Below are 24,306 nucleotides of genomic sequence, written 5' to 3' on the forward strand. Positions count from 1 at the left end.
AGTCCGCTCGGCGAGCCGTCGGACTCGCAGAGAGTTTCGGGCTCGTTGAGGTGTAACTCCAAGCGCGTCACCCGATCCGGATTGAGCACGTTGAATATGCTGTTGTTGCGCAACAGGGCTTGGACACGCGCCGTTGCGTAAACGGCAAGCGGTTGACCTTCACGCAAGCTGAGGAGGCCGGCCACGTGATCCACATCGCCATTGGTCATGACCACGCCAGCGATCGGGCTATGACGAACACCACTCCTTGGATGGAGCAGGGGGTTCGTAGTTATTTGCTCTCGCAAATCGGGTGAAGCGTTCAGTAGAAACCAGCGAACGCCATTGGCGGAAACAGCGAGGGAGGATTGGGTGCGAGGGCGCGCCGCCGGATCGCCGGCGCGCGCCCTCCGACAGTTGTCGCAGTGACAATTCCACTGCGGGAATCCGCCGCCGGCCGCGGAACCGAGTACGAGAATGCGCAGACGATCCTCCGTTTTGAGTCTAAGCTCCAGACGTTCGATCAATCGGACTGAATTATGTGGCGCTTGACGAATGACATCAAATCAAAACGCGGGCATCGTGCTGCCGGCGGAAGGGCAGTGTTTATTCGCGCGTGGGTTCGGCACCTTCCAGTGCCTCCGCGGCTGACGTCGAGGGCGGAAGGCCGGCGAGGAGATCGGGATGTTCCGCCAGGAGACGCCGCCGGATCGCCTCGATCCCCGGCTCGTCCGCTCGCCTTGGTCGCGACAGGTCGACCCGAAAGTCCAGCACGACTCGGCCGGGACTCGCCGACATGAAAAGGATCCGGTCAGCAAGCTGAAGGGCTTCGCGCAGGTCATGGGTGACGAACAGCACCGTGGTAGGGCGCTGTTGCCAAAGGTCAAGCAACGATCCTCTCAGATGGTCGGCGCCGGGAAGGTCGAGGGATACGAAGGGCTCGTCGAGCAAAAGAAGCGTTGGCTCGATCGCAAATGCGCGGGCGAGTGCCACGCGTCGTTGCATGCCGCCCGACAGCCGGTTGGGAAAGCTGTCGAGCGTCGATTCGAGTCCCATCTGTACCAGAAGGTCGCGGGCTTGAGCGCTCGTCGCTCCGTTCTTGAGCACAAGTCGGACATTATCCAGCACGCTCAGCCAAGGCATGAGGCGTGGGGTCTGGAAAACGTACGCCGAGCGGGGGCGCACCGCGCCGCCATCCTCGCCGAACCCCACCTTGCCATCGAACGCGCGGTCCAATCCGCCGATGATGTTGAGCATCGTTGTCTTGCCGCATCCCGACGGTCCCACGACGCAGGCGAACTGGCCTTCAGGCACCGTGAACGCCACGCCGTCAAGTGCCACATGCTCTGCTCTGGCCCCCGGTTGGCGATAAATCTTGCGTCTGATATCGACCGTTAGTGCCGTCACAGGCGCCACCGGCTCAAGTGGCGCTCAAGCGGCCGCAGTAGGACCATTTCAACCGCAAGCACAATCACGATGAAGACAATGCTGTAGGCCAGGATGCTCACGATATCGAAATACTGGAAGAAGATGCCTAGCTTGAAGCCAACGCCATTCGAGCGGCCGATCAGCTCGACCACCAGCACGATTTTCCATATTAGCGCAAGGCCGGAACGAGCCGACGCCATGAGATGCGGAAAGAGCTGAGGGAGGTAAACGCGCAGGAATGCGCGGCCCCACGGCAATGCGAACGCTTCCGCCACCTGCAACAGCTCTCGGTCGACGGCGCGCGCACCCTCGCGCACAATTGTAGCCACGGTCGGAACTTTATTGACCGAAACCGCGAGAATCGCCGCCGCCTCGGTTAGCCCGAACCACACGTAGCAGAGGATGATTGTCACAAGCGCGGGAACATTGAGCGCGATCACGAGCCAGCTATCGAAAAAGGCGTCGAGCCGAATGCGGCGCGCGAGTGCGATGCCGATGGCGGCACCGAACAACATTGCCAGAACGAAAGCGGCGGCGACGCGGGCTAGCGTGATTCCGGTCTGAAAGAAGATCGAGCCATCGGCGGCATATTCGAGAAGCTTGACGCCAACCGCGTCCGGTGCGGGAAGTGCGCGCGAATGCACAAGGCTTGCCATGATCTGCCACAACACGACGAGAACGACGAGTGAGGCCGTGCGTGTGAGTGCCACACGCGCACGGGGTGAGTTGAGGATATTCGCGGATTGACGGGGTGCTGCGATGGGGGGTTCCTGCATCGGAAGCCACGGCGCGCTAGAAACTGAAGCCCGACCAGAACGTGCCGGGCGCCAGCGTCTTGCCCTCGCCGACCAGGTCCTTGCCACCCACAGCGGCCAGGATCGCATACACGCGTTCGGCCGCCTCTATGTGGCGCGCGTCGAACGAGGTCGGAATGCCCTTACGGTACTCCTCGCGCAATGCAAGGAATGTCGCTTGATCCTCGGCGCCTGTGAAGGAGCGGATTCGCTCCCACTCCGCGTCGTCATGGAGAAGTATGCTCTTCGCCTCGAGCGACGCCTTGAGAAGGCCGGTGATCGCCGCCGCGTTGCCGGCCGCCCATTTCTCGCTGAATACCCACCCGAGTATCGGCGGCACGGTGTCCACCCCGAGCCCCGCGATCGCGTCCGCGACACCGATGAGGGGCTTCATTCCGGCAGCGCTCAGCCGTGCATCGTACTGCCAAAAATTGAGTACAGCAGGCAAATCCCCCTTCAACATGAGTTCATTCAAGAGAGGCGGCGCGCCATAGACCGGGTCGACCGCGTCGGCCAAATCCTGGCCGAGCGCCTTGCGCGAATACGCACGCAGGAGCAGCCAGCTTTTGTCAACCGGTCCGCCAGCGATACCTAATTTCCTGCCGGCAAGGTCCGCGAGGGTGGAGATTTTCGAGTCGGGCCGCACATAGATAGCGCCGACCGCAAGCGAGTGCGGCACGAACGTGAAATCGGCACCAGTGGCACGCTGGCGCGACACCCAAAGCCAATCGGTCACGATTGCGTCGACGCTGCCGCCTTGAAGCCCGATCGCCGCCCCGTCCTTGCCGGAAAGCTCCACCACTTGCAGCTCGACCCCGTGGTTCGCGTCGAGCTGCCGATGTTTGATGACATCCAGTTCCCATCCGACTGTGCCGAAATTCAGCGCACCCACGCGGACAATGGGTAAATCCGAAGCGTGTGCTGCGCGCGCGATAACGTCCGGCGAGATCAGCGAGATCGCTAAAAGACCGAAGCCCATTGTCCGTCGAGACAGCATCCGATGCACCCTTCATTCGCCGATCATGCAGCTTTGAACCAACCGGGGACTCCATGACACGCGCGGCACCGGCGACGAGTCTATCATCATCGGGCGGCTGAATGAAAAAGATTGGCCGGGCCATCCCATGGACACGTAATCGCCGCGCAGAGGTCCAGGAAAAGCGCGCCGAATTGTTCGAGACACTTATCGCCCGCTTGCGGCTGTTACGGGCTGGAAGATTCCGCCTGGGGAACCCTACTTGCCGAACATCTTGTGCAGATTCTGGAATCCCGCCTCGTATATTCCGCGTATGGCTTTCACGGCTTCGTTTTCGGAGGCGGTCGTGGGCTCGAATTCGCTCGACCACTCGACGGTGCAGCTCGAGGCATTTTTGCCGGGCCGCACCTTGAGCTGCGACTTGTAGGCGGTCACGGGAAGGGGGCTTTCCACAATGGAATAGCTGTAGGTACGCCCCTTATCATCCTTGCTCTCGAGCCGTTCGACGATCGTTCCGCCACCTCGTATCGAGAGCTTGCGCACCGTCGCATTTCCTTCCTTTGTCTCCTCGCTTTTCTCGACGGCGGGATGCCATCGTGCGAGCGAATTGAAATTTCCGATCATTCCCCACACCGTATCGACGGGAACCGGCAGCTCGGTCGTCAGGTTCACTTTGGCCATATCGATCATCCCTCCATGCAAATGCCGAGTTTTGACGCGTCTTTCAACAAGCAATTCAATCGTGTCGCCCTGCGTCTTCTTCTCGCTCGATCGGCGACCACGCCCACGGCGATCCAGCGCGTCGGTCCGCCCGATGATGAACGGATTGTCATCTTGCCGCGCCGCGCGGCGTTCACGTGGCGAGACCCTAGCATTACGCAACTTCCGATGACAGCGACGGTCGCGGAGCCGAATCAATCTGGCGGATTTTGCTGTTTCGAGCCATTATCGCCATCATGCGAGTAATCAAGTGGCGATTGTCGCCGGCCCTAGTCTACGCGCGGCGACGATTCTACCCAAGAGCTGAAACGCGAGTTCGGACGGTCGCGGTTCTTGGTCGAGCAATCGTTACCTCCCTAATCGTCGGCGTATTGCTGACGCACGCGTCCGGTTCGGCATGCGCCCAGGAGGGTGGCGCCCACAATATCGACGTTGGCTATCTCTCGCAGGCCGAGAAACGGGAGGCACCTTTCCCCTATCTCGATGCGCCGCCCGCCGACGAGGGTCTCGCCGGGGCGCGGCTCGCGATCGCCGACAACAACACAACCGGTAAATTCACCGGTCAGAGCTTTGTGCTCAAGGAGTTCATTGCGCCCGAAGGAGGCGACCCGGCGGAGGCGTTGCACCAAGCCGCTGCGGCCGGAATTCGCTTTCTTGTCACGGACCTGCCAGCCTCGAAAATTCTTGCACTCGATGCTTCGCCCGAAGCGGCGGGAATGACAATTTTCAATGCCGGCGCGCCCGACGATGCCCTGCGCGCGGGGGAGTGCCGTGCAAATCTGCTGCACACCATCCCGAGCCGCGCGATGTTGGCGGATGCGCTCGTGCAATATCTCGTCACCAAACGATGGACGAACATTCTGCTCGCGGTCGGTACGACGGAGGGTGATCGTCTCTACGCCGATGCAATTGAGCGCTCGGCCCACAAGTTCCAGGCCCATATCATCGAACGCAAGCCCTGGACGTTCGAGGCCGGTGCGCGGCGAACCGACACCGGGCACTTTGCCATCGAGGCGGAGGTTGCCCGTTTCACGCAGGGCATCGACTACGACGTTCTCGTCGTGGCCGATGAAGGCGACGAATTCGGCGACTATCTGCCCTATCATACGTTCGAGCCACGCCCGATCGCAGGTACGTCCGGGCTGGTGCCGACGGCCTGGGCCCGGCCGTTTCAGCAATGGGGTGCAACACAGCTCCAGAACCGGTTCCTCAAGCTGGCGAACAGGTGGATGACGGCGCGTGATTTCGCCGCTTGGGCGGCCGTGCGCGCGGTGGGCGAGGCGGCAACCCGCACGAATTCGACCGATCCGGATGTCATGGTCAAGTTCATGCGCAGCGACAAATTCGATCTTGCGGTATACAAAGGCGCCAAATCCAGCTTCCGATCCTGGGACGGGCAGTTGCGTCAGCCGGTCCTGTTGGCGGATGAGCGCGACCTCGTCTCGGTGTCGCCGCAGCCGGGTTTTCTCCATCAGTTCAACGAGCTCGACACGCTCGGCATCGATCAGCCGGAGACGAAGTGCCGCTTCAAGTGACCCGCGGAGGTAAGCGCCATCATGCGCATCTTGATTGGACTCACAGCCGCGTTCGTGTGCGTATTTTCGGCAATATCGGAATCGAGGGCCGGAGAAACGGTCCTCGTCTCGAATGAAAAGGGGAATACAATCACCGTGCTCGACGCCAATTCGCTCGAGGTGACGAAGACCATTCCCGTCGGCCAGCGCCCGCGCGGCATCGTGCTCTCCAAGGACATGAGCGAGCTTTACATCTGTGCAAGCGACGACGACCAAATCGATGTACTCGATCTCAACACGTATCAGCTGAAGCCCCCATTACCGAGCGGTGCGGATCCCGAAACATTTGCGCTTCATCCCGATGGCAAGCATCTTTACATATCGAACGAGAACGACAGTCTCGTATCGATTGTCGATATTGCGCAGCGCCAAGTCGTCGCCGAAATTCCTGTCGGAGTCGAGCCCGAGGGAATGGGCATCAGCCCCGACGGCAAATGGATCGTCAATACCTCCGAGACGACAAGCATGGCGCACGTGATCGACAACGATACGCGCCAGGTCGTGGCGAATATCCTCGTCGACAGCCGACCGCGCCATGCCGAGTGGACGTCGGACGGCGCTCAGTTCTGGGTGTCGGCGGAGGTCGGCGGCACGGTGAGCATCATCGACGCTGCCAAACGCCAGATCATCCACAAGATCACATTCGCCATACCGGGGGTGCCGAACGAGGCGATCCAGCCCGTTGGCATCCTCATAACGACGGATCGCAAGCTCGGCTTCGTGGCCCTAGGTCCCGCCAACCGGGTGGCGGTAATCGACGCCCAAACCTATGACGTGAAGCAATACTTGCTGGTTGGACAGCGGGTATGGAACCTGGCCTTCAATCACGATCAATCGCGCGTTTTCACGACGAATGGCATAAGCAACGACATATCAGTCATCGACGTGCACGATCTCAAGGTCATCAAATCGGTGCCGGTAGGCGATCAGCCCTGGGGCGTCGTCGTGCGGCCCTAGCGGGAGCGGGTGGTAGAATGGCCTTGGCTGCTACCCTTGCTCGCGACGCCAATGTGCTCGCAACAGCGCTCGCCGTCCGCGATTTGAGCCATGCCTTCGGCAAACGTCTCGTTCTCTCGGACGTGAGCTTTCAAGTCAGACCGAGCGAGTTCACCGTGCTGCTCGGCCTCAATGGCGCGGGCAAGACAACCCTGTTCTCGTTGATCACCCGTTTATACGACCACCGCTCCGGCGCCATCGAAGTGTTCGGCAATCCTGTCAAAGCAAAACCGTCCTCGGCCCTAGCCCGGATGGGTGTTGTGTTTCAGCAACCGACCCTCGATCTTGACCTTACGGTCGAGCAGAACCTTTATTATCATGCCTCGCTCCATGGTCTGCCACGGCGGGAGGCGGGAGAACGGCTGACGCAAGAGCTCGCGCGCGTCGGAATTATCGAACGCAGGCGCGACAAGGTCCGGCATTTGAGTGGAGGGCAGCGTCGCCGGGTCGAGATTGCGCGCGCCCTTTTGCATTCTCCGAGCCTTCTACTGCTCGACGAGCCGACGGTCGGCCTCGACATCGCCAGCCGGCAGTTCCTCCTGGACCATGTACGCAAGCTCTGCCGGGAGGACCAGCTCGCCGTGCTTTGGGCGACCCATTTGATCGACGAAGTTGGGGAAGATTCTCGCGTCATCGTGCTGCACAAGGGCCGGGTGCTCGGCGACGGCACGGCTCAAGAGGTCCGCTCTGCAAGTGGGGCTAACAATATGCAGGCGGCTTTCGAGCACTTGACACGGGATCGGGAGCCGCGATCGTGAGGCCAATTCAGTACTTGCGCTGCCTGATTGGCATCGTCCGCCGGGAGGGCTTGCGGTTTCTCAACCAGCGAGGCCGCTTTGTGTCGGCACTCGTTCGCCCACTCGTCTGGCTCCTCATCTTCGCGACCGGCTTTCACTTCGTCCTCGGTGTGTCGATCATCCCTCCCTACGAAACTTACATACCCTATGAAGTCTATATCGCCCCCGGCCTGATCGGCATGATCCAGCTCTTCAACGGGATGCAAAGCTCCCTATCGATGGTGTACGACCGCGAGATGGGCAGCATGCGCACGCTTATGATCAGTCCCTTGCCGCGCTGGTTCCTGCTCAGCTCCAAGTTGCTGGCGGGGGTCATCGTGTCGATCCTTCAGGTCTATGTCTTTCTGGCGATCGCCTGGTTCTGGGAAATCCAGCCGCCGTGGTGGGGCTATTTCAGCGCGCTGCCGGCATTGATCCTCTCTGGCTTGATGCTCGGCGCACTCGGCCTCCTGCTTTCCTCGGCAATTCGCCAGCTCGAGAACTTCGCAGGCGTGATGAACTTTGTCATATTTCCAATGTTCTTCGCGTCCTCAGCACTCTATCCGCTTTGGCGTGTCAAGGAGGCGAGCCTCTTGCTTTACCGCATCTGCGAGATGAACCCCTTCACGCATGCCGTCGAATTGATCCGGTTTGCACTCTATGGCCGCGTCAACATGGAGTCGGCCGCTGTCGTGATGGTCTCGCTCATCTTGTTCATGGCGCTCGCCGTTTACGGGTACGACCCAGCGCGAGGGCTCATTGCGCGAAAGGTCGGCGAATGATCGTCAAGGGGCCGAAGCGAGCATTGCTCGCGGTGCTGCTTTGCCTCTTGCCTATTGCGGGCGGGGCGGCCGTGCCGGGCCAGGATCCGAATTGGCCGTGCCAGCAGCGTCTGGTCCCGACGCTTTCCCCGACGTCGCTCTGGAACGGTCCGCCGCTTGAGGGTGCTGGAGACTGGCACGCGGAGCCGCAAGTGACCGCCCTCGTCGAGCAAATCGCACCTCGATCCGTGGCTGCCGACGAGGGCGTTGCTGCAATTCAGGCATTCGCCAAGCCGCTTTCCCCGGCGGACCGATCGCGCCTGGTCCCGCTTGCGTTCCTTGGCCTCGTCGAGGAAACGAACGTCGAGCGCGGCGAGTTGATCGATCGGCTCAAGGATTTCGGGGAGCGCCAGCGCAATCTCGCGGCCCTCGTCTCGCGACTGACCGCCGAACATGACGCGATCCCGCCTGACGCCCAAGGCGACGAAGCGAAGCGTCGCGACGATCTCACGGAGCGCCTTGCCTACACGACAAGAAGCTTCGATGGAATGCAGCGCACGATCCGCTATGCCTGCGAAACACCCACCCAGCTCGAAGCCCGGCTCGGCCTCTATGCCCGGGCATTGGAGGAGGCGCTCAAATAACGCTCGTCCACTTGCGGTCGAAGCCGGGCTCTGCCGGCGCTGTTGGTTTGCCGAGTTGCTATTGAATGAGCTTTCCCTGTTCGTCGAGGAGCGGCACGCCGTAGTTCTTGAGGACGGCGACAATGGCGTCGTGCTCCTTCAGGATCGCCTCGTTGATCTTGCGTCGCCAATCAGGCTCGTTTGCCCGCACGCCCATGGCGATATGGTAGTCAAGACGCGGCGCGCCAGGCTCATTCTCGAGCGGCACCAGGGTGAGCGGCAACTTGTCGTGCTGGACGTAATAGCCCGCAAACGGGCCCCACAGCATGCCTACGTCCACCTTGCCATCCATGATGTCCTGAATCATTTGGCGGGTCGGCGATTCATAGCGCGTGTCGACCATGAGCGCGTAGGGATGAACATGGCCCATGAGGCTGTGCCGGACCAGAAGGTCCGAAGGCGGCGTGCCCGCGACAACGCCAATCGTGAGTGATTTCAGCTTTTCGTCGGCTATCGTGGTGATATTCAGCCCCTTGTCGGTGCGATATATCATCACGTAGCTCGTGTAGTAGTAGGGATTGGTCGTCTGCACAAGATCGTCGCCCGCGACCGTGCCGATGATGAGGTCGCAGCGACGCGCTTGGAGCGTATTGCGCACGAAACCAATCACCTGCGGGAACCACACGTAAGTGACGGGCAGTTTCAAATCCTGCCCGAGGATCTCGGCGATCTTGTTCTCGAAGCCTTCGCCCTTTTCGTTCGAGAAGGGAAGGTTATTGGGATCGGCACACACGCGGAGCTGATCCGATGGAACCAGATCGCTCGTCTGAGCCCGGAGCGGGACGGAGAAAAGCCCGAGGCCGGCAAGCCCGATGACGGCTGCAGAGAGGAAAATGTGGATCGGCATGCGGCCCTCACTGGTCGATGCGGGGCGGACGTCCGCGGCCGAGCGCGCCATCCGAGCGGGCCTTGAGGTAGCCGTAAATATCGTGCAGATAGCTCACGACGTCTTCCACGGTGCCGAAGGGCGGCATGACGTTTTGAGCGCCCGTGTTGACGTCGACTCTGCCGTTGACCACGACTTCATTGAACTGGTCCTCGCTCATTCGCTTTAGGGACTCGGTTAGATCCGGCGCATAGGAGCTGCCGGCTCCGTCCGGGCCGTGACAGCGTAAGCAGGACTCCGTGTAGCGGCGCCAGCCGTTGAAAGTCGCCTTGTCCACCTTGCCGTCCTTGACGACGTAGGGCTTTTCCTCGGCCGTCTGCGCTAAAACTTCGCTTCGAAGCAAAGCGGCACAGAGGCCGGCAGATAAGGTCAACGACCATATGAAAGCACGCAAATTCATTCCGCTCTCCCAGTGTCGCTGGTACCAATCTCACGGCAGGGCCGCAGCAATTCTTTTGCCGCCCCAGTGCCGTTCGTGCCGCTCGATGCTTGGCTTCACATCGGAAAAGGAAGGCCGGTACCTTCTATATTGCGAAGATACCGGCCTCCACGTGTGGAACTTGGGCGTTCGATGCCAGCCTATTTAGGGCAAGGCGAACACCGTCAACACGCCGCCGAGCTGGGTATAATTGGCGAGCTGCTTGTAGGCACCCACCGCCCCGAGCCCATCGGTGTCTTTCGTAAGGCCAGCGGCCATCCCGATTCCGGCCCAACCGCCTACACCCGACAACACGGCGATGTACTGCTTCCCTTTGTGTTCGTAGGTCGTGACGTTGCCGATGATGCCGGATGGAGTCTTGAACCTGTAGAGCTCCTTGCCGGTCTTGTCGTCGACCGCTTTCAGATAACCCTCGAGTGTGCCGTAGAAGACCACGTCACCCGCCGTTGCCAGGGCACCCGACCATACCGAGAAAGGCTCCGGATCGGACCAGACGATCTTGCCCGTGCCAGCATCCCACGCGATGAAGTTGCCGAGGTTGCTGTCGCCCTTCGGCGGATACATCGAGAGGGTAGCGCCGACATAGGGCTGCCCGGCCGTGTAGGAGACCTTGAACGGCTCATAGTCCATGCAAACGTGGTTGGTCGGCACATAGAACAGCTTGGTCTTCGGCGAGAACGCCGAGGGCTGCTGGTCCTTGGAGCCGAGAGCCGCAGGGCAGATGCCCGTCGAGTTGTGGTCTTCTCCACCGGCTTGCGTGCTGTACTGCTTCACGACCTCGGGCCGGCCCGTGGTCATGTCGACATGGGTCGCCCAGTTGACTTTCGGATCGTACTTCTGGGCCACGAGCAACTTGCCGTTCTCACGATTGAGGGTGTAGCCGAAGCCGTTGCGGTCGAAATGCACGAGCGCCTTCGTGTTGGTTCCGTTGACCGGGATATCGGCCAGGACCATTTCGTTGATGCCGTCATAGTCCCATTCGTCATGCGGGGTCATTTGATAGACCCAACGCGCAACGCCCGTATCCGCGTCCCGCGCGAAGACCGTCATCGACCACTTGTTGTCGCCCGGGCGCTGCACCGGGTTCCACGTGCTCGGATTGCCCGAGCCGTAATAGACGAGGTTCAACGCGGGGTCGTACGAATACCAGCCCCAGGTTGTACCCCCGCCGGTCTTCCATTGATCCCCTTGCCAAGTCTTGAGCGAGGAATCCTTGCCAACCGGCTGACCCAGGGACGTCGTCTTGTCGTCGAAGAGAATCTGATCGTCCGGACCCACTGAAAAGGCCCGCCACGCCAAGGAGCCGTCCTTCAGATGATAGGCTGCCACTCGGCCTTGGACGCCGAATTCGCCGCCGCTGATGCCGACGAGAACCTTGTCCTTGAAGACCATCGGCGCGCCGGTCATTGTTTCGCCCTTTGTCGGGTCGCCGTTCTTGATCTTCCAGACTTCCTGCCCGGTCTTTGCGTCGAGCGCCACGACGGAGGCATCCGCCTGCACAAGGATTATCTTGCCCTCGCCATACGCCACGCCGCGATTGACTGTGTCGCAGCACATGACGGGAATGACCGACGGGTCCTGGTGAGGCTCGTATTTCCAAATGATGCGCCCGTTGTTGTTCAGATCGAGCGCGAAAACGTTGTTCGGGAACGGCGTATGCACATACATCACGTTCCCGATGATGAGCGGACCGCCCTCATGACCGCGGAGAACGCCAGTCGAGAAGGTCCAAACCGGACGCAGATTCTTGACGTTCGTCGCATTGATCTGAGTGAGCGTGCTGTAGCGCCAGTTGGCGTAATTTCCCGTGGGCATGACCCATTGGGCCGGGTCTTTCTGCAGCTTGATCAGCTCTTCATTCGCTAACGCACCGGTTGCAGCCAACGCCGACAGCGTCGCAACCACTATTCCCCATCTTAATGCCATATTTTCCTCCCTCAGAGGCTGGAGCGGCTATCTTGATTAGCCTACAACCGGACCGTCAGCGGCGGCCGGCGCGACGGTACATCGCCTCGATGTATCGCGACCGGGATTTGGATTCTTGCTCGCACGCTTCCAGGTTCGCGCGTGTGGACAACAAGAGCAATTCTATACGCGCGAAGAAATATTACGACGCTCTCTCAGGTGTGACAAGCCCTTAAGGCAATTCAATTCGATTTGCCCGAGGCGTGTCGCGCGGCCGAGAGCAGCGACGTTCCGTCGTCGATCGCCAATTAGCTGGGTCGAACCGAAATGCGTTCCGCAGTTTGGTCAGGCGCGATTCTCCGGCGGCGCCCCGCCTTCGCAGCGCCAGCGGGCAAGGGACCATTCTGGGTGGTCCGCGAGCCAGAATTGCGCAAGCCGCTGGGCATCCATGACGCATTCCATCACGCTCTGCGCGCCGCTTGGTGAGCGTTGCTCCTGACATTGGGCGGGCGACGCCAGGAGGCAAAACACGAAGACGATTTGCACCATTCCCCTGTCCTTTGCACTCGGGCTATCTTGCGGTGACAGCCAGTCGTTGCCCTCAGAGGCAGTTCGAATCAAGATATAAGCCGTTTTCCTTATATGGCCAAGGCTGCGCGGCCGAAGCGAAAGTGCCGTCCAAAAACGGGAAGAAACGTAGGCAGCCGGGAGTAGGGAGCAAATGAATCACGCACGATATTGGCTATTCTTGATCGTAATTGGTGCTTTGTCGTCGATCGCGCCGGCCGGAAGCCGGGCCGACGATACGCGCCCGCTGAGCCCCGCGCAGATCGCCCTTTTCGAGAGCAACCACCTGATCGCCATCGACCATCCGGTGACCCTCGACTATGTCTACCGACACGATACGGAAGGGCCACAAGGCTACACCGACAAGGTAGAGATCGAGGTGAACGAAGTCCGCCCGGATGGCAAGAAAGACGTCTCGGTCGAGTTTCTAACCGGGGACCGGCGCACCTATTTCCCGCCGGTGACCGATTTCCAGGGCAACCCGCTGCTGATGTATTTCCTCGAGTTCGACGTGATGAATTTGAGACGCGAAACTGGGGGTTCGCCTCTCTACTTTCGCAATCGCATCCGCGAGGCATTCGTCGATGGCGCGGAGATGCACCCGGTAAAGATCACCGTCGATGGCCACGAGGCCGACGCCACCGAAATCGCGATCCGCCCCTTTTTGAAATTGACCCGGCCGGAAGTTGCGCGGTTCGTCGACAAAGCCTACTACTTCGTCCTCTCGGACGCTGTCCCGGGCATCCTTTTTCAAATCCGGAGCCAAGTGCCGAAGCAAGAAGGAGCGCCCGAGGTAGTCGACTCGGTGACCTATTCTGGGGAACGTCAGTGACGAGATTGAGATTGAACGCCTTTCTCGCCCTCGTGTCCGCCGCCAGCCTGGGGCCTGCCCTTCATGCGGCCTCGCCGGCACCGGCGATGCCGAAAAGCGACTACCCGACGTCAGCCCGCGCCGATTACGTCCTTGGATGCATGGCTGCCAACGGTAACACAAGGGAATCGCTCTTCAAGTGCTCATGCGCCGTCGATGTCATCGCGAGCCTGATGCCTTATGCAAACTACGAGGAAGTGGAGACCGCGCTCAGCATGCAGCGAGGTGGGGGCGTCGGGGGGCGCATCGGCGAGTTCCAGGACCCGCCGGTGGTCAAGCAACTGATCGAGGATTTGCGCCGCGCTCAGGCCGAGGCAAATCTCCAATGCTTTTAGCCAGAAGCGTTCGGTCGTGAGGCGAGGCAGGATCGCATTGGGGTGAGTGCAAAATAGCTCGGCTGCATATAACTTGGTCTGGATTCCCTCAGGATTTTGCGGCCACGCCAACAATGCCGCCCCCGCTCGATACTATTCATATTTTGGTGAGCTAAGGTGACTTTCCCGCGCCGATGTCGCTCCCGATAACCGCGTTCGCTAGGGAAATTCCTTCCGGTGTCGGGACATAGCGGGCAGATACGCGCTTAGGCGCCGCTCCGCCGCGCCGTGAAATCGGCCTTGATGTTGTCGCGCCGGCGTTACATACTCGCTGTGGAATTGACGTGCGATGGCAAGGAGCGTGACGATGTGGAGGAAGCCAAAGATCGTTGAGATCGCGGTGGGCATGGAAATCAATTGCTACGCCTGCGCAGAGATCGCCTAGTCGAATAGAGGGTTTTCTTAGCCGAGCCGGGGGCCTGAACGGTCCCTCGCGCTCGGCTGTTTTATTCGAGAAATGTTCCTTTAATTCGCCATCGATCGGGTCGATTGGCTTCCCGCCACCGGGATAAGCCCCTTTCGCACGCTTTGACGTCGGCACGATGCTTCCCGGCCGTATGCTGGTGCAAGGCGTCCAGTCCTGCCGGCAAGCCTCTCGCCCGGAGGGAAGAGCATGAGGACCCCGCTCGATCCGGCTGCTCTGGAAAGCGCTCTGCGCGCGAAAGGCGCCGAAAGATATCACGACAAGCACCCGTTCCATCGCCTTCTGCACGGTGGCAAGCTCAATCGCCGACAAGTGCAAGCATGGGCGCTCAATCGCTACTATTATCAAAGCCGCATTCCGCTCAAGGACGCCGGACTGATCGCGCGCGCAGAGGATCCCGATTTGAGGCGCGAATGGCGCCGACGCCTAGCTGACCACGATGGCGAGCAGGCAGGGGAGGGCGGTATTGCGCGATGGCTTGCGCTCACGGAAGGGCTCGGGCTCGAGCGTACTTACGTGACATCCACGGCCGGCGTGCTGCCTGCCACGAGATTTGCCGTCGACGCTTACGTGCGCTTCGTTCGAGAGCGCAGCCTGCTCGAGGCGATCGCTTCCTCCCTGACCGAGCTCTTTTCGCCCAAAATCATATCGGAGCGCGTGGCGGGCATGCTCGCCAACTATGATTTCGTGACGCGCGACACTCTGAATTATTTCAACGCGCGTCTTACCCAGGCGCCAAGGGACTCGGACTTCGCTCTCGATTTCGTCAAGCGTGAGGCTCGCACCCCAGAGCAACAGGAGGCCGTATTGGACGCCCTCACCTTCAAGTGCGACGTGCTGTGGGCGCAACTGGACGCGCTCTATCACGCTTACGTCCAACCCGGCCATGTTCCGCCGGGTGCTTTCGGCCATGGGGAGCCTCCGTGAGTGCGCGCATCGAGATCGGGGAGTCGAGCGTGCCGCGCCTGCCGCGGCACGTGAAGCTTCGTTACGATGAGACGCGCCGGCAATGGGTCATGCTGGCGCCGGAGCGGGTATTTCTGCCCGACGACATCGCCCTTGAAATTCTCAGGCTGTGCGATGGCGTTGCTAGCGTTGGCGCCATCGTCGACACCCTTGCCGCGAAGTTTGCGACACCGCGCGTCGAGATCGCGGACGATGTTCGGGAGATGCTTCAGGACTTGGCGGACAAGGGGATGGTGGTGGCATGAGGCGGCTTCAGCCATGAGCGCGTCGAGCGCGCCTTTGGCCGTGCTGGCGGAGCTGACCCACCGCTGCCCGCTGCAATGCCCCTATTGCTCGAATCCGCTCGAACTGGAGCGTGCTGCCGACGAGCTCGACACCGCCTCATGGCAGGCCGCACTTGCCGAGGCCGCAGCCATGGGCGTGCTTCAGGTCCATTTTTCGGGGGGCGAGCCAACCGCACGCAAAGACCTGGAAATCCTGGTGCGGCACGCCGCGGGGCTTGGGCTTTACACCAATCTGATAACATCCGGCGTGCTGCTGGACCCGGCACGCATCGCCAGACTCGTCGAGGCCGGTCTTGACCACGTCCAACTGAGTTTTCAGGATTCTCGCCTCGATAGCGGCGACCGGATCGGCGGATATGCCGGCGGGCACGAAAAGAAAATCGCGGTGGCACGGCAAGTTCGGGCCGCGGGATTACCCCTGACGATGAACGCGGTCGTGCACCGGCAAAATCTCGATCACCTTGGCGAACTCATCGAATTAGCACTCGCACTCGACGCCGCCCGGCTCGAAGTGGCACACGTCCAGTATTACGGTTGGGCGCTCCTCAATCGCGGCGCCCTCATCCCGACGCGCGAGCAGCTTGAGCGAGCTACAGCCATTGTGGTCGAGGCACGCGAGCGGCTCAAGGGCGGGCTCGTCATCGACTACGTGGTGCCGGATTACTACGCAAAGCGCCCCAAATCCTGCATGGGCGGATGGGGTCGCCAATTCCTCAACATAACGCCAGCAGGCAAGGTTTTGCCCTGCCACGCTGCGGAGAGCATCGCCGGGATGCACTTCGAGAAAGTCACCGAGCGGTCGCTGCGGGAAATTTGGCAGCACTCGGCCGCCTTTGAGCGGTTCCGCGGCACCGCGTGGATGCCGCAACCGTGCCGAACCTGTGAACGCCGCGAGATCGACTGGGGCGGATGTCGGTGCCAGGCATTCGCCCTCACGGGAAACGCCGGTGCGGTCGATCCCGCTTGCGGCCTCTCGCCCGACCATGAAGCGCTCCTAGCACTCGCTAAAGCCGAGAGTGCTGCTGCCCCGCCGCCGCTGCACTATCGCCGGATCGGCAACGCCCCCAAGGCGCCGCACCAGTCGCCCTCCCGGCTGGGTGAGCCGGCCTAGCCATCGACCCTGCCGATCGATTGAAGTGGGCGATTTGCCAAAACGCAGGCGGGTCGGGCATTCTTCCGGGCACGGAAACACGGTGGATGCTCGCCGACGCGTTACGGATCCACCAGCGGCCCATGCAACAAAAGGCGTCGCCCTACCGGGTGTTCGTGCGCGATCTCGTGGTCTCTTCAACTATGGGCCGATTGGGGTCCGACGCGCGTTGAGGCAGCGATCCGCACCTCTGGCCCGACAATCGTGCCGGTACTTGGTAACGAACGCCTGCCCGACGCCGGAATCCTTGCCGCAACCCGGGTGAGACTAAGCGATAGCAGATGGGTGCTGTCGCTCGATTACCGAGGCGGCCAGTTCATGGGTCTCGCCGTCTTGGAGACAGAGCCGGCACTTTGACCGGACAATGTCATCGCGATGTTGCTCGCCCGGGTGGGCAACGATCTCGGGCCGGAATTCGAGCGCTTATCCGAACTCATGGCAAAAGCAGGAAACCGGCGCATCTGGGCGGCCGGGGGGTTCGGGGAGTTCAAGACATTGAAAAACTTGCCGCCATCGGCCTTGCGGGCGCACTCGTTGCATCCGCGCTGCACGACGGCCGGTTGACGTCGGAGGCACTCACGCCGCTCAGCTAACCATGTCCGAATCGTGGCCTCATTTGGGAGCGAGGCCACGCGCATATGGCAATCGCGGCACGAGTCCGTCGCCAATTCAAGGATTCGGGCGACGCCCTAGTTGTGCGCCGCAAACGGATGGCTGACCTTGTCACGCTGCTCGAGCATTTGCTTTGCACTCGGCTCACCGTTGACGGCGCGCTTGATCGCCAGTTTGGTCGCCTCATAGTTGAAGTCTTGAATTTTCTTGTCGTCCGCCGCTTCCCAGTGGATGAACACGCCGACGGAAATGAAAACGTCATCGGCCTCCGCGACGGGAATAGTACCGTCCTTGACGCAGTCCGCGACCGCCGTCGCCACGGCGCGTTGCGCCGGACCGAACATCTGGACAGCCTGCTTGGCGTTCTTGATCGTGACCTTGTTGAATATCACGGTGCTCGGCTTGCACATCAGGTTCGGGCCAATCACGGCCAAAAGACCGTTGACGCCTTCGCGCTGGCTCGTGAGCGTATGACAAAACGTGGCTTCCGCGGGACCGCCGCGCGGCCCCAAAATCAAGTCTATATGAGCGATTTCATTACCATCGCCGACGAGCGCTTCGCCGACGCACACCTTGGTGATCTTCGCCATCATGACCCTCCCTCGATTTCGGGCATACGCAATCGTGCGGCACTCAAGCCGTTTTCGAATTTGCGACGGGGTCGAGCATATCTGCGATGGCGAGAGCGAGCAAGCTCGCAACGGTTAGATCGGCCGACGTCCCCGGATTGCATCCCGACATCTTGAGACGTCGATCGAAATCGAGCAACAGCGCGGCCTCCTCATCGATCATCCTTGCAGAGCGCATCGTAGCCAAAGTTTTTTCGGCCTCCGCGCGCACGGCTTCGGCGCGATCGACGCCGAATTTGCGTTCGATGTGACTATCCGGAAATGCCGCGAGGAATGCCATGTAAGTCCCGCTCGTCGCCAGATTTCGCCTCATGCCGGCACGGCGGGCCCTCACCAACGACGCGACCCCGACGTCGAAAACATCGGCGTAGCTCGTGGCATATTGACGCGCCACTCGATCCCGGTCCGCGGCGAGGATCATCGTTTTGAGCAAGTCGACCGTGGGGACGCCGCGCACGTCCTGCTCAGGGCATGTCCCCAAGCCTGCGGGGCCGGCAAGGCGGATTGCCTCGTAGGTGTTGGCGGCGTCCTCGATCGTCGTCCTTTCGAGGACGACGCGAAGGGTGCTGCGCAAGCCGCAGGGCGGCGCGGTCTCGGCCGCCGCGAGCAAGGGGGCCGCGAGCAGAACAATGCCGAGATTTGTATTGCAGCCGACGGCGCGTTGCGTCGCGGTCACGGCATCCAAAATTCGGCGCCCCAGGGGCTGGCCTGTCGCAGAAATAGGAGCCGCCGATGCTTCGGCGCTCAATTCGAAATCGGTAACGGTCATGCCGTTGCCCCCAGCGTGAACGTGCACGTTGCCGGGCTTGAGCGCTCGAAGCTCGTCGAGGCAGGCCTTGCGATAGATGGCGGCGAGCGTAGCGTTCCGCATCGCAGCCGGACCGTCAGCCGAGGATCGCCCGCCGACGCTCGAGGCTGGCCTTGGGCCACACGCGCTCCGCATCGTAGTAGACTTCGAACGATGGAACGTCTTTTGGCAACGTGACCCACGGAAGCTTCGATCGGGTAAAGATATGTACGTCCGGCGCCAGTGCGCCGGGATTGTGCAGTGTGCCGACGCGGACGAAGCGCAGAGCCGGCCGGGCGCCGTAATCGCTCCACACCGCACACTGACATTTCGGGCAGCGATAGATGTCGTGGGGACTCCCGCTATCGGTCGGCGCCGCCACGGGCTTGGGTTCGCCGGAGACCATGACAATCCGGTCCGTTTCGATGAGTGCGTTGATCACGAAGGCGCTCCCGGTTTGTCGCTGGCAATCGCGACAATGGCAGCAATGCACGAACATCGGTGCTGAGTTCAGTCGATACCGCACCGTGCCGCAGGCGCAACCGCCATCGAACAAATCTGTCATGCCTATCTCCGCGTCGTCGTTTGACCCTCTGAGAACGCTGTGCTTGTTACATTTTTCGCGTCATCCGGCGCCGGCGCCAATCCGAGGCATCCTCGTGGCGGGATGCAGCGGCTGTCGCGGCTCAGCTCACGAAGCCCAGCACATGGTCGGCCAGGATTTGCGCGATATCGCACGACGCAACACCTTGGAGCCCTTTCCATGCGGGCATGGAATTCACCTCGAGAACGTATAATGCGCCATCCGAATGTTCGATCATATCGATACCTGCATATTCCGCACCGACCACCCCCACAGCCGCCAGACTGAGTTCCGCCATCGAATTTGTAATCGTAGCGGGCTCGCAGCGAGCGCCACGCCCCACATTGGTGATCCAACCCTTGCCGTGGCGAATCATGGCGGCGACGGGGCTTCGCCCGACGACCATGATACGAAAATCGCGCCAGCCCTCATTGCGACCGACAAATCGCTGAATGTACCGCACGCCCGCATAAAGCTCGGACGGAGGCAGGGGCTCATTCGATCGCAAGCGCAGAAGGCCACGACCCTGCGAGCCGAAGAGCGGCTTTGCAACCCATTCGGACGGCCGGTCGCCGACGAGCCGGCTGATTGTCTGGTCGCGTTCGCCCACGACGGTAACCGGTGTCGGGATCCCGGCGCGATGAAGAAGAAAACTGGTCATGGATTTGTCGACACAGCGCTCGATCGCTCGTGCACAGTTGACGACCGGGACGCCGAGTGCGGCGAGGGCATGGAGAAAACCAAGACGCAACGTCACCTGTTCGAAGCTGCCGCCGGCGACCGTCTTAACCAGTACTGCATCGGGTAATTCGCCTTCGAGGCCCGGGATTGAGATTCCGCTGCCTCCGTCGCCGACGTGGAAAATGCAGTCGCGAAGCGAGCGCACCAGGACGGCAGCGCCCTTCCGATCGAAGGCGGCAGTCAATCTGCGGCTATGCCAATCCGGCCCGTCGGTGAAGATGACAATGCGTGCCATAGCAAGAATATAACCCGAATGAGGAGACGGTGTTCTGGCGCGTGCGGTGCGGCTAGCCCTCGGCAAGGGCGAACGAGCGCCGGAGGAGTGCTGGATCGAGAATGCCGCGGCGGAATGTCCGTCCCGTCGAAAGTGCTGTCACTTGAACGAGCCCGGGGCTGAAGAGGAGCGGGTCGATCTGATAAAAGTCGCCCTTATAGCTAGAGAACACTTCGGCAAAGGGACGGCCATAGTCGCGGCTGGCGCTGCTCGGAAGGTTTGTCGCGAGTTCCAGGGCATCGGCTTCCGGCCCATCGACGAAGAGCTGGACGGACCCGCCGTACAAGATCGCATCGTTCGTCCTGCCCATGGCCGATAGGAAATCCTGCCCCGGTGGCGGCAGTGGTGCTGCCCCAACACCATCCGCGATGCGCTCGAGCGGAAAGTGAAGGTAGTGCGCTTTGTGGAGGGCCACCTCGAGCGAGCGCGCGGCGATTTGCACGCATCCTGCAAGGCTTTGGGTCGGCGTCATGATAATCGTCAAGCGCTTTGGGTCGACGCCGCAATCGGTCGCGATCCGGCCGAGGAGGGCAGAGGGCGGGGGGCGGTCGACCTCGAGAACGAGTACGGCGTCTTGCGCACGGTCGCGATAGCCGAGTTCCTGAAAGAGGGCTTCCTTGGCCGCCAGGCTGCGGCCCGGGCCGGAGCCAAGGGCGAAGAACTTGTCTTCCTTATCATCGGATTTCAAGCTCCATCCCGCGTATTGGCTGCCGAGACAGGCGAGTACCGGGTTCGAGGCTGTCACGGTGATCATCCACGGCCAAATGTCGCCGCTCCCGATCGCAACAAGTCCCAATCCGCCAAGGCAGATTTCCGCAATGCGACGACCCGCTTCGACGCCGCCTCGCGCGGCGATACCGCCATCTACGAGAATCGCACCGCAGCTGTCGCGCGTAACTTCGATCCGAAGCACCGCCGCTGCATCGAGCAGGCTTGTGACAAGCGGTGCCGCCAGGCGATTGAGGCTCAGGGTGTCGTTCGATTCGGCCACGGCGACCTCTTTTCCAACGATCTCACGTTTCCCTGCGTGTGCAGGCGCGAGCGATCAAGTGCTGCGGACAGCTTGCGCGCACGATCGGCGACGATGCCGCGCGCGGCAGACGCTGTCGCCGCACTTGCGCGGACGGTGCAGACAGGGTCGTTGCGATTGACGATCGCACCATCTCTCCCGCGATCCGAGGTCCATCTGGGCCATTCGAACGCGTCGGGAATCCTCAGCCGTCGTGGCGCATAAACGATCGACGCAGCCCTCACGGACTTAACCTCGGCTGCCTTCCTTTGGCTCGGCGCAGCGATACGTCCTTCGATAGCCCGGCAATGAAGGCGCCAAAGTGCCAGGCCGCCGTTGCCATCGAATATGTCGAGCGTCGCCCCCGGCCGCGGGTTGACCTCAAGGACAACCACGCGACCCTCCTCGATCAGCAGGTCCAGGCTGTTGAGGCCCCGCAAGCAGGCCGCAGCACTCAATGCGGTACAGATACGCCGAACCGACGCTTCGATCGGGCCCGGCAGCTTTATCGGACCGGCAGAGCCGCCATATCGGAATGGCATGTCGTCGCCGCCGTCGCTCCATTGCTCGCTGAAGCCCAGAATGCGGGCGCGTCGCCCATCCGCAATGAAAAGTGCGGACACCGGCGACCCGGGCATCCGCCGCTGGTAATAGAGAGAAGGGTCGAAGAACGCGCTTTCAGACGCCGTTTCCCGAATGTGTCCGCCACCCGCCCCGCCAACGCGCTTGCGAAGCCAATTGCGGCCGATCCTCGGTTGTCGGGTGGTTTCCGGATGAGGAACCCCGATCTCTTTCAAAAGATTCGCGAAAGAGATTGGGTCCTTCACAAGGGCGACCGATTGAGGTGTGTTGCCAATCAAGGGCACCAATGCTTCGAGCCTCGCAAGAAGTGCGGGCGAATGCTCGAATCCCGTGCCGTAGACGAGTCCGCTGACGCGCGTGCGGCATTCCTCGATTGCGGCGAACAGTATCCGTTCGTCGAACCCGTAAGGACCGAAGGGAACCCGGATGCATTCCTCGACGAGTTCGACGGTATCGAGATCGCGAAATGCGTCGATCGCAATTGCAGGCTGGCGTGAACGCCGTGCCGCGGCGGCGAGCGCGCGTGCCGATTGGGCAACGATCAGAACGGCCTTCCGCCGCTCACGAGGCGATTTCACGGGCAACCTGATACGCATCTCGGTAGTCGAAATACTGGGCCTTGGCGGCGTCGTGAATGCGTTTTAGCAGCTCGTGCTGGGTCTTGAACTTTATGTTTCCGATGGCGAACGCCCCAATGCCGACGGACTTCGTCCCTACAATCTCAGCACCGTCCGCCATCACGTCGACGCCTTCAACACCGAGCGGGGGTACTGCATTTATGTCCGCCACGACGAGCAAGCGATTGGCGTGAACGAGATCGGCATGGGACAAGGTCCGTACGCCGGCGCGCCCTGCTGAAAATATCGCGACGCAATCCCCAATCGCCTTCCGCTTCGCAGCGTCGGTACTTCCGTCCGCCGCGACAAAGCGACGCTTGAAACGCGTCTCGAATTCCGCGACCTTCCGCTCGACAATTCCGCTTTTGTCATGCGCGATCAGCACCACGTCCGCTCCCGCCTCCGCGGCAATCACACCCGTAATGCCACCGACGACACCCTTGGCCCCCAGCACGCCGACGCGCGCACCGGAGATCGAAGCGCCTATCGCCTTGAGATGGCGCTCGACGCAAGCAACCATTGCCCCCGCCGTCGTGAAGGCGCCGGAGGGGTCGGCAAAGACCGAGATTTGAAACGGCGGAAACATGGCCGCCTTGGCAGCCGCCATCATGTCGAGTGCGAGGGCCGCATCGCGACCGCCGATGAAGAGGCATGTCTTGGGCGCATCGGGTGGGGGGCGCGAGAACATGGCGTCCTGGGTCAGGGCGGTAACCTCATTCAAGCCCACATGGGTATAGCTCGCGATCGTGAAACCCGCATCGGCAGCCATGTTGACGTCGAAGGGGCTGACGTTCGCCAATGGCGTCACGAAATGAAGGATGCGGGGCTTGGTCATGGGGTGCGACTTTCCGTTCGTTTCAAGAGCCGGATTTCGGCTCCCCGGTTGCGGCACGCGACGAGGCGAAATTGAAGCGACTTCTTGTCGCCAAAGCGCTTGCGGGTTTCCTCGAGGAGATGTTGGCCCTGTTCAGCCGACCTAATCAGTGCGAAACCTGTCGGACCCCAGGACGATTGGCCCAGGCCGAAGACGCCGCGTTCGCGCAACCAGCCCTGCACTTCGGCGACCGCCGCACTACTGTATAGACCCTCCTGCACGGGTTGGAAGTGGCGTCCGATATGGGATTGGATCTCGGCGATCGCCTCCGAGGCGGCGTCGAAATCGGCCTCCGCAATGCCGGGCAGGAGGCGCATCACCAGCAATCGGCAGAGCCGGCTCGCCGTCGCCTCGTCAAAGGGTGGCAGTGCTGCAAACGCCGCCTGCTCTGCCGCGCCGTGCAATCCATTACGCGCACCATCGAACGTAAGGAGAATGTGCCAGTCCTTCGGAACATCGAAGCGCGCGATGATGGGAGCTGAACCCCCGCCGGCGCGGCGTCCACCGTCGACGAGAAACCCGCCGCGATCGAAAGCGCCGATTCCAACGCCGGATCTCGTACCCCGATCCATCGCGACGGCGAGCGCTGCCGTCGAGGTTTCGATTCCGTGAAGTTTTGCGAGTGCTGCAGCCACGGCAAGACCGAGCTGGGTCCCGGAACCGAGGCCGACGTGCGGCGGAATGGCGCTCGCGATCTCGAGCCGATGCCCCATCGTCACCCCTAGGGCCGTGCAAGCGCGCGCAAGAAATTGATCGGCCCGCTCCGCCGATGGGCCTTCCGTTCGAACTTTAGGCCCAAGCTCCAGGCGCAACCTCACGCCGATGTCTTCGATCGTCAGGCCGAGGCTGCCGAACTTGCGTCCGAGGCCGCCATGCAGATCGAGGAAGCCGAGATGGATTCGCGCCGGTGCGAAAAGCTCCACCGCCTCTGCGGGCCCAGGTCCGATCATGGCCGGCAGCTCCGGCAGCGACTGCGTTGTATCATTGCGACGTTACGATAGACTAAATTCAATCTCGAAATAAAGCGCAAGCCGTAGACCGACGG

At 61.4% G+C, this 24,306-nt stretch carries 28 protein-coding genes; 11 read left to right on the forward strand and 17 right to left on the reverse strand.

Annotated features, from left to right (window positions below; genetic code table 11):
• From VEJ16_05465 to VEJ16_05485, 5 genes are all read right to left on the reverse strand, one after another.
• On the reverse strand, nt 1–464 hold a 464-nt coding region (locus tag VEJ16_05465; GenBank protein HYB09096.1), incomplete at its 3' end, for an MBL fold metallo-hydrolase.
• A 121-nt stretch (nt 465–585) separates the two neighbouring features.
• Nucleotides 586–1,386, reverse strand: a complete 801-nt coding sequence (locus VEJ16_05470) for an ABC transporter ATP-binding protein (protein ID HYB09097.1) — start codon at nt 1,384–1,386, stop codon at nt 586–588.
• Nucleotides 1,383–2,183, reverse strand: coding sequence for an ABC transporter permease subunit (locus VEJ16_05475; protein ID HYB09098.1), 801 nt, complete (start codon nt 2,181–2,183; stop codon nt 1,383–1,385). Before VEJ16_05475 ends, VEJ16_05470 begins: the two co-directional genes overlap by 4 nt.
• A 16-nt stretch (nt 2,184–2,199) precedes the next feature.
• Nucleotides 2,200–3,198: an ABC transporter substrate-binding protein gene (locus VEJ16_05480; protein HYB09099.1), complete on the reverse strand. Its 999-nt coding sequence runs from the start codon at nt 3,196–3,198 to the stop codon at nt 2,200–2,202.
• A gap of 237 nt (nt 3,199–3,435) precedes the next feature.
• Entirely contained in the window at nt 3,436–3,858 is a 423-nt protein-coding gene (locus VEJ16_05485) for an SRPBCC family protein (GenBank protein ID HYB09100.1), read from the reverse strand.
• A 275-nt stretch (nt 3,859–4,133) separates the two neighbouring features.
• Here VEJ16_05485 and VEJ16_05490 point away from each other — a divergent pair, with 275 nt between their 5' ends.
• The 5 genes from VEJ16_05490 to VEJ16_05510 are packed head-to-tail and all read left to right on the forward strand — an operon-like array spanning nt 4,134 to nt 8,648.
• The gene (locus tag VEJ16_05490) at nt 4,134–5,432 is read left to right on the forward strand and encodes an ABC transporter substrate-binding protein (protein HYB09101.1); all 1,299 of its coding nucleotides are present in this window, start codon (nt 4,134–4,136) and stop codon (nt 5,430–5,432) included.
• Nucleotides 5,433–5,453: 21 nt separating this feature from the next.
• Nucleotides 5,454–6,428, forward strand: coding sequence for a YVTN family beta-propeller repeat protein (locus VEJ16_05495; protein HYB09102.1), 975 nt, complete (start codon nt 5,454–5,456; stop codon nt 6,426–6,428).
• A gap of 17 nt (nt 6,429–6,445) precedes the next feature.
• Nucleotides 6,446–7,225, forward strand: a complete 780-nt coding sequence (locus VEJ16_05500; GenBank protein HYB09103.1) for an ABC transporter ATP-binding protein — start codon at nt 6,446–6,448, stop codon at nt 7,223–7,225.
• Complete coding sequence (locus tag VEJ16_05505) at nt 7,222–8,025, forward strand: ABC transporter permease (GenBank protein ID HYB09104.1); 804 nt, start codon at nt 7,222–7,224, stop codon at nt 8,023–8,025. Before VEJ16_05500 ends, VEJ16_05505 begins: the two co-directional genes overlap by 4 nt.
• The gene (locus VEJ16_05510) at nt 8,022–8,648 is read left to right on the forward strand and encodes a hypothetical protein (GenBank protein ID HYB09105.1); all 627 of its coding nucleotides are present in this window, start codon (nt 8,022–8,024) and stop codon (nt 8,646–8,648) included. Before VEJ16_05505 ends, VEJ16_05510 begins: the two co-directional genes overlap by 4 nt.
• A 58-nt stretch (nt 8,649–8,706) precedes the next feature.
• Here VEJ16_05510 and VEJ16_05515 read toward each other — a convergent pair whose 3' ends face one another.
• The 4 genes from VEJ16_05515 to VEJ16_05530 all read right to left on the reverse strand — a co-directional run bounded on the left by VEJ16_05515 (nt 8,707) and on the right by VEJ16_05530 (nt 12,466).
• Nucleotides 8,707–9,534, reverse strand: a complete 828-nt coding sequence (locus tag VEJ16_05515; GenBank protein ID HYB09106.1) for a substrate-binding domain-containing protein — start codon at nt 9,532–9,534, stop codon at nt 8,707–8,709.
• Between the two features lie 7 nt (nt 9,535–9,541).
• The gene (locus VEJ16_05520; GenBank protein ID HYB09107.1) at nt 9,542–9,973 is read right to left on the reverse strand and encodes a cytochrome c; all 432 of its coding nucleotides are present in this window, start codon (nt 9,971–9,973) and stop codon (nt 9,542–9,544) included.
• A gap of 183 nt (nt 9,974–10,156) precedes the next feature.
• Nucleotides 10,157–11,938: a methanol/ethanol family PQQ-dependent dehydrogenase gene (locus VEJ16_05525; protein HYB09108.1), complete on the reverse strand. Its 1,782-nt coding sequence runs from the start codon at nt 11,936–11,938 to the stop codon at nt 10,157–10,159.
• 324 nt (nt 11,939–12,262) lie between these two features.
• Entirely contained in the window at nt 12,263–12,466 is a 204-nt protein-coding gene (locus VEJ16_05530) for a hypothetical protein (protein ID HYB09109.1), read from the reverse strand.
• A 172-nt stretch (nt 12,467–12,638) separates the two neighbouring features.
• Here VEJ16_05530 and VEJ16_05535 point away from each other — a divergent pair, with 172 nt between their 5' ends.
• The 6 genes from VEJ16_05535 (at nt 12,639) to pqqE (ending at nt 16,514) form a co-directional block, all read left to right on the forward strand.
• A complete protein-coding gene (locus VEJ16_05535; protein ID HYB09110.1) occupies nt 12,639–13,316 on the forward strand; it encodes a hypothetical protein in 678 nt (225 codons plus the stop codon).
• 11 nt (nt 13,317–13,327) lie between these two features.
• A complete protein-coding gene (locus tag VEJ16_05540; GenBank protein ID HYB09111.1) occupies nt 13,328–13,690 on the forward strand; it encodes a hypothetical protein in 363 nt (120 codons plus the stop codon).
• Between the two features lie 346 nt (nt 13,691–14,036).
• Nucleotides 14,037–14,114 carry a pyrroloquinoline quinone precursor peptide PqqA gene (gene pqqA / locus VEJ16_05545; GenBank protein HYB09112.1) on the forward strand — a complete coding sequence of 26 codons (78 nt, stop codon included), beginning with the start codon at nt 14,037–14,039 and terminating at the stop codon, nt 14,112–14,114.
• 228 nt (nt 14,115–14,342) lie between these two features.
• A complete protein-coding gene (gene pqqC, locus VEJ16_05550; protein HYB09113.1) occupies nt 14,343–15,080 on the forward strand; it encodes a pyrroloquinoline-quinone synthase PqqC in 738 nt (245 codons plus the stop codon).
• Nucleotides 15,077–15,364, forward strand: a complete 288-nt coding sequence (gene pqqD / locus VEJ16_05555) for a pyrroloquinoline quinone biosynthesis peptide chaperone PqqD (protein HYB09114.1) — start codon at nt 15,077–15,079, stop codon at nt 15,362–15,364. Before pqqC ends, pqqD begins: the two co-directional genes overlap by 4 nt.
• Before the next feature lie 13 nt (nt 15,365–15,377).
• On the forward strand, nt 15,378–16,514 hold the full coding sequence (pqqE, locus tag VEJ16_05560) for a pyrroloquinoline quinone biosynthesis protein PqqE (GenBank protein HYB09115.1): 1,137 nt from the start codon (nt 15,378–15,380) through the stop codon (nt 16,512–16,514).
• A 728-nt stretch (nt 16,515–17,242) separates the two neighbouring features.
• Here pqqE and fae read toward each other — a convergent pair.
• The 8 genes from fae to VEJ16_05600 form a co-directional block, all read right to left on the reverse strand.
• Nucleotides 17,243–17,755 (reverse strand): formaldehyde-activating enzyme, encoded by a 513-nt coding sequence (gene fae, locus VEJ16_05565; GenBank protein ID HYB09116.1) that lies wholly within the window; start codon nt 17,753–17,755, stop codon nt 17,243–17,245.
• 43 nt (nt 17,756–17,798) lie between these two features.
• Entirely contained in the window at nt 17,799–18,665 is an 867-nt protein-coding gene (locus tag VEJ16_05570) for a triphosphoribosyl-dephospho-CoA synthase (protein HYB09117.1), read from the reverse strand.
• A gap of 13 nt (nt 18,666–18,678) precedes the next feature.
• Nucleotides 18,679–19,146, reverse strand: a complete 468-nt coding sequence (locus VEJ16_05575) for a GFA family protein (GenBank protein ID HYB09118.1) — start codon at nt 19,144–19,146, stop codon at nt 18,679–18,681.
• A 121-nt stretch (nt 19,147–19,267) separates the two neighbouring features.
• A complete protein-coding gene (locus VEJ16_05580; GenBank protein HYB09119.1) occupies nt 19,268–20,140 on the reverse strand; it encodes a RimK family alpha-L-glutamate ligase in 873 nt (290 codons plus the stop codon).
• A gap of 52 nt (nt 20,141–20,192) precedes the next feature.
• The gene (gene mch / locus VEJ16_05585) at nt 20,193–21,170 is read right to left on the reverse strand and encodes a methenyltetrahydromethanopterin cyclohydrolase (GenBank protein ID HYB09120.1); all 978 of its coding nucleotides are present in this window, start codon (nt 21,168–21,170) and stop codon (nt 20,193–20,195) included.
• A complete protein-coding gene (locus VEJ16_05590; protein ID HYB09121.1) occupies nt 21,146–22,348 on the reverse strand; it encodes an ATP-grasp domain-containing protein in 1,203 nt (400 codons plus the stop codon). Before VEJ16_05590 ends, mch begins: the two co-directional genes overlap by 25 nt.
• On the reverse strand, nt 22,332–23,222 hold the full coding sequence (locus tag VEJ16_05595; GenBank protein HYB09122.1) for a methylene-tetrahydromethanopterin dehydrogenase N-terminal domain-containing protein: 891 nt from the start codon (nt 23,220–23,222) through the stop codon (nt 22,332–22,334). The genes VEJ16_05590 and VEJ16_05595 overlap by 17 nt, the downstream gene beginning before the upstream one ends.
• Nucleotides 23,219–24,211 (reverse strand): beta-ribofuranosylaminobenzene 5'-phosphate synthase family protein, encoded by a 993-nt coding sequence (locus VEJ16_05600; protein ID HYB09123.1) that lies wholly within the window; start codon nt 24,209–24,211, stop codon nt 23,219–23,221. Before VEJ16_05600 ends, VEJ16_05595 begins: the two co-directional genes overlap by 4 nt.
• Nucleotides 24,212–24,306 lie beyond the last annotated feature (95 nt).

This window comes from Alphaproteobacteria bacterium, assembly GCA_035625915.1.
Lineage (GTDB): Bacteria > Pseudomonadota > Alphaproteobacteria > JACZXZ01 > JACZXZ01 > DATDHA01.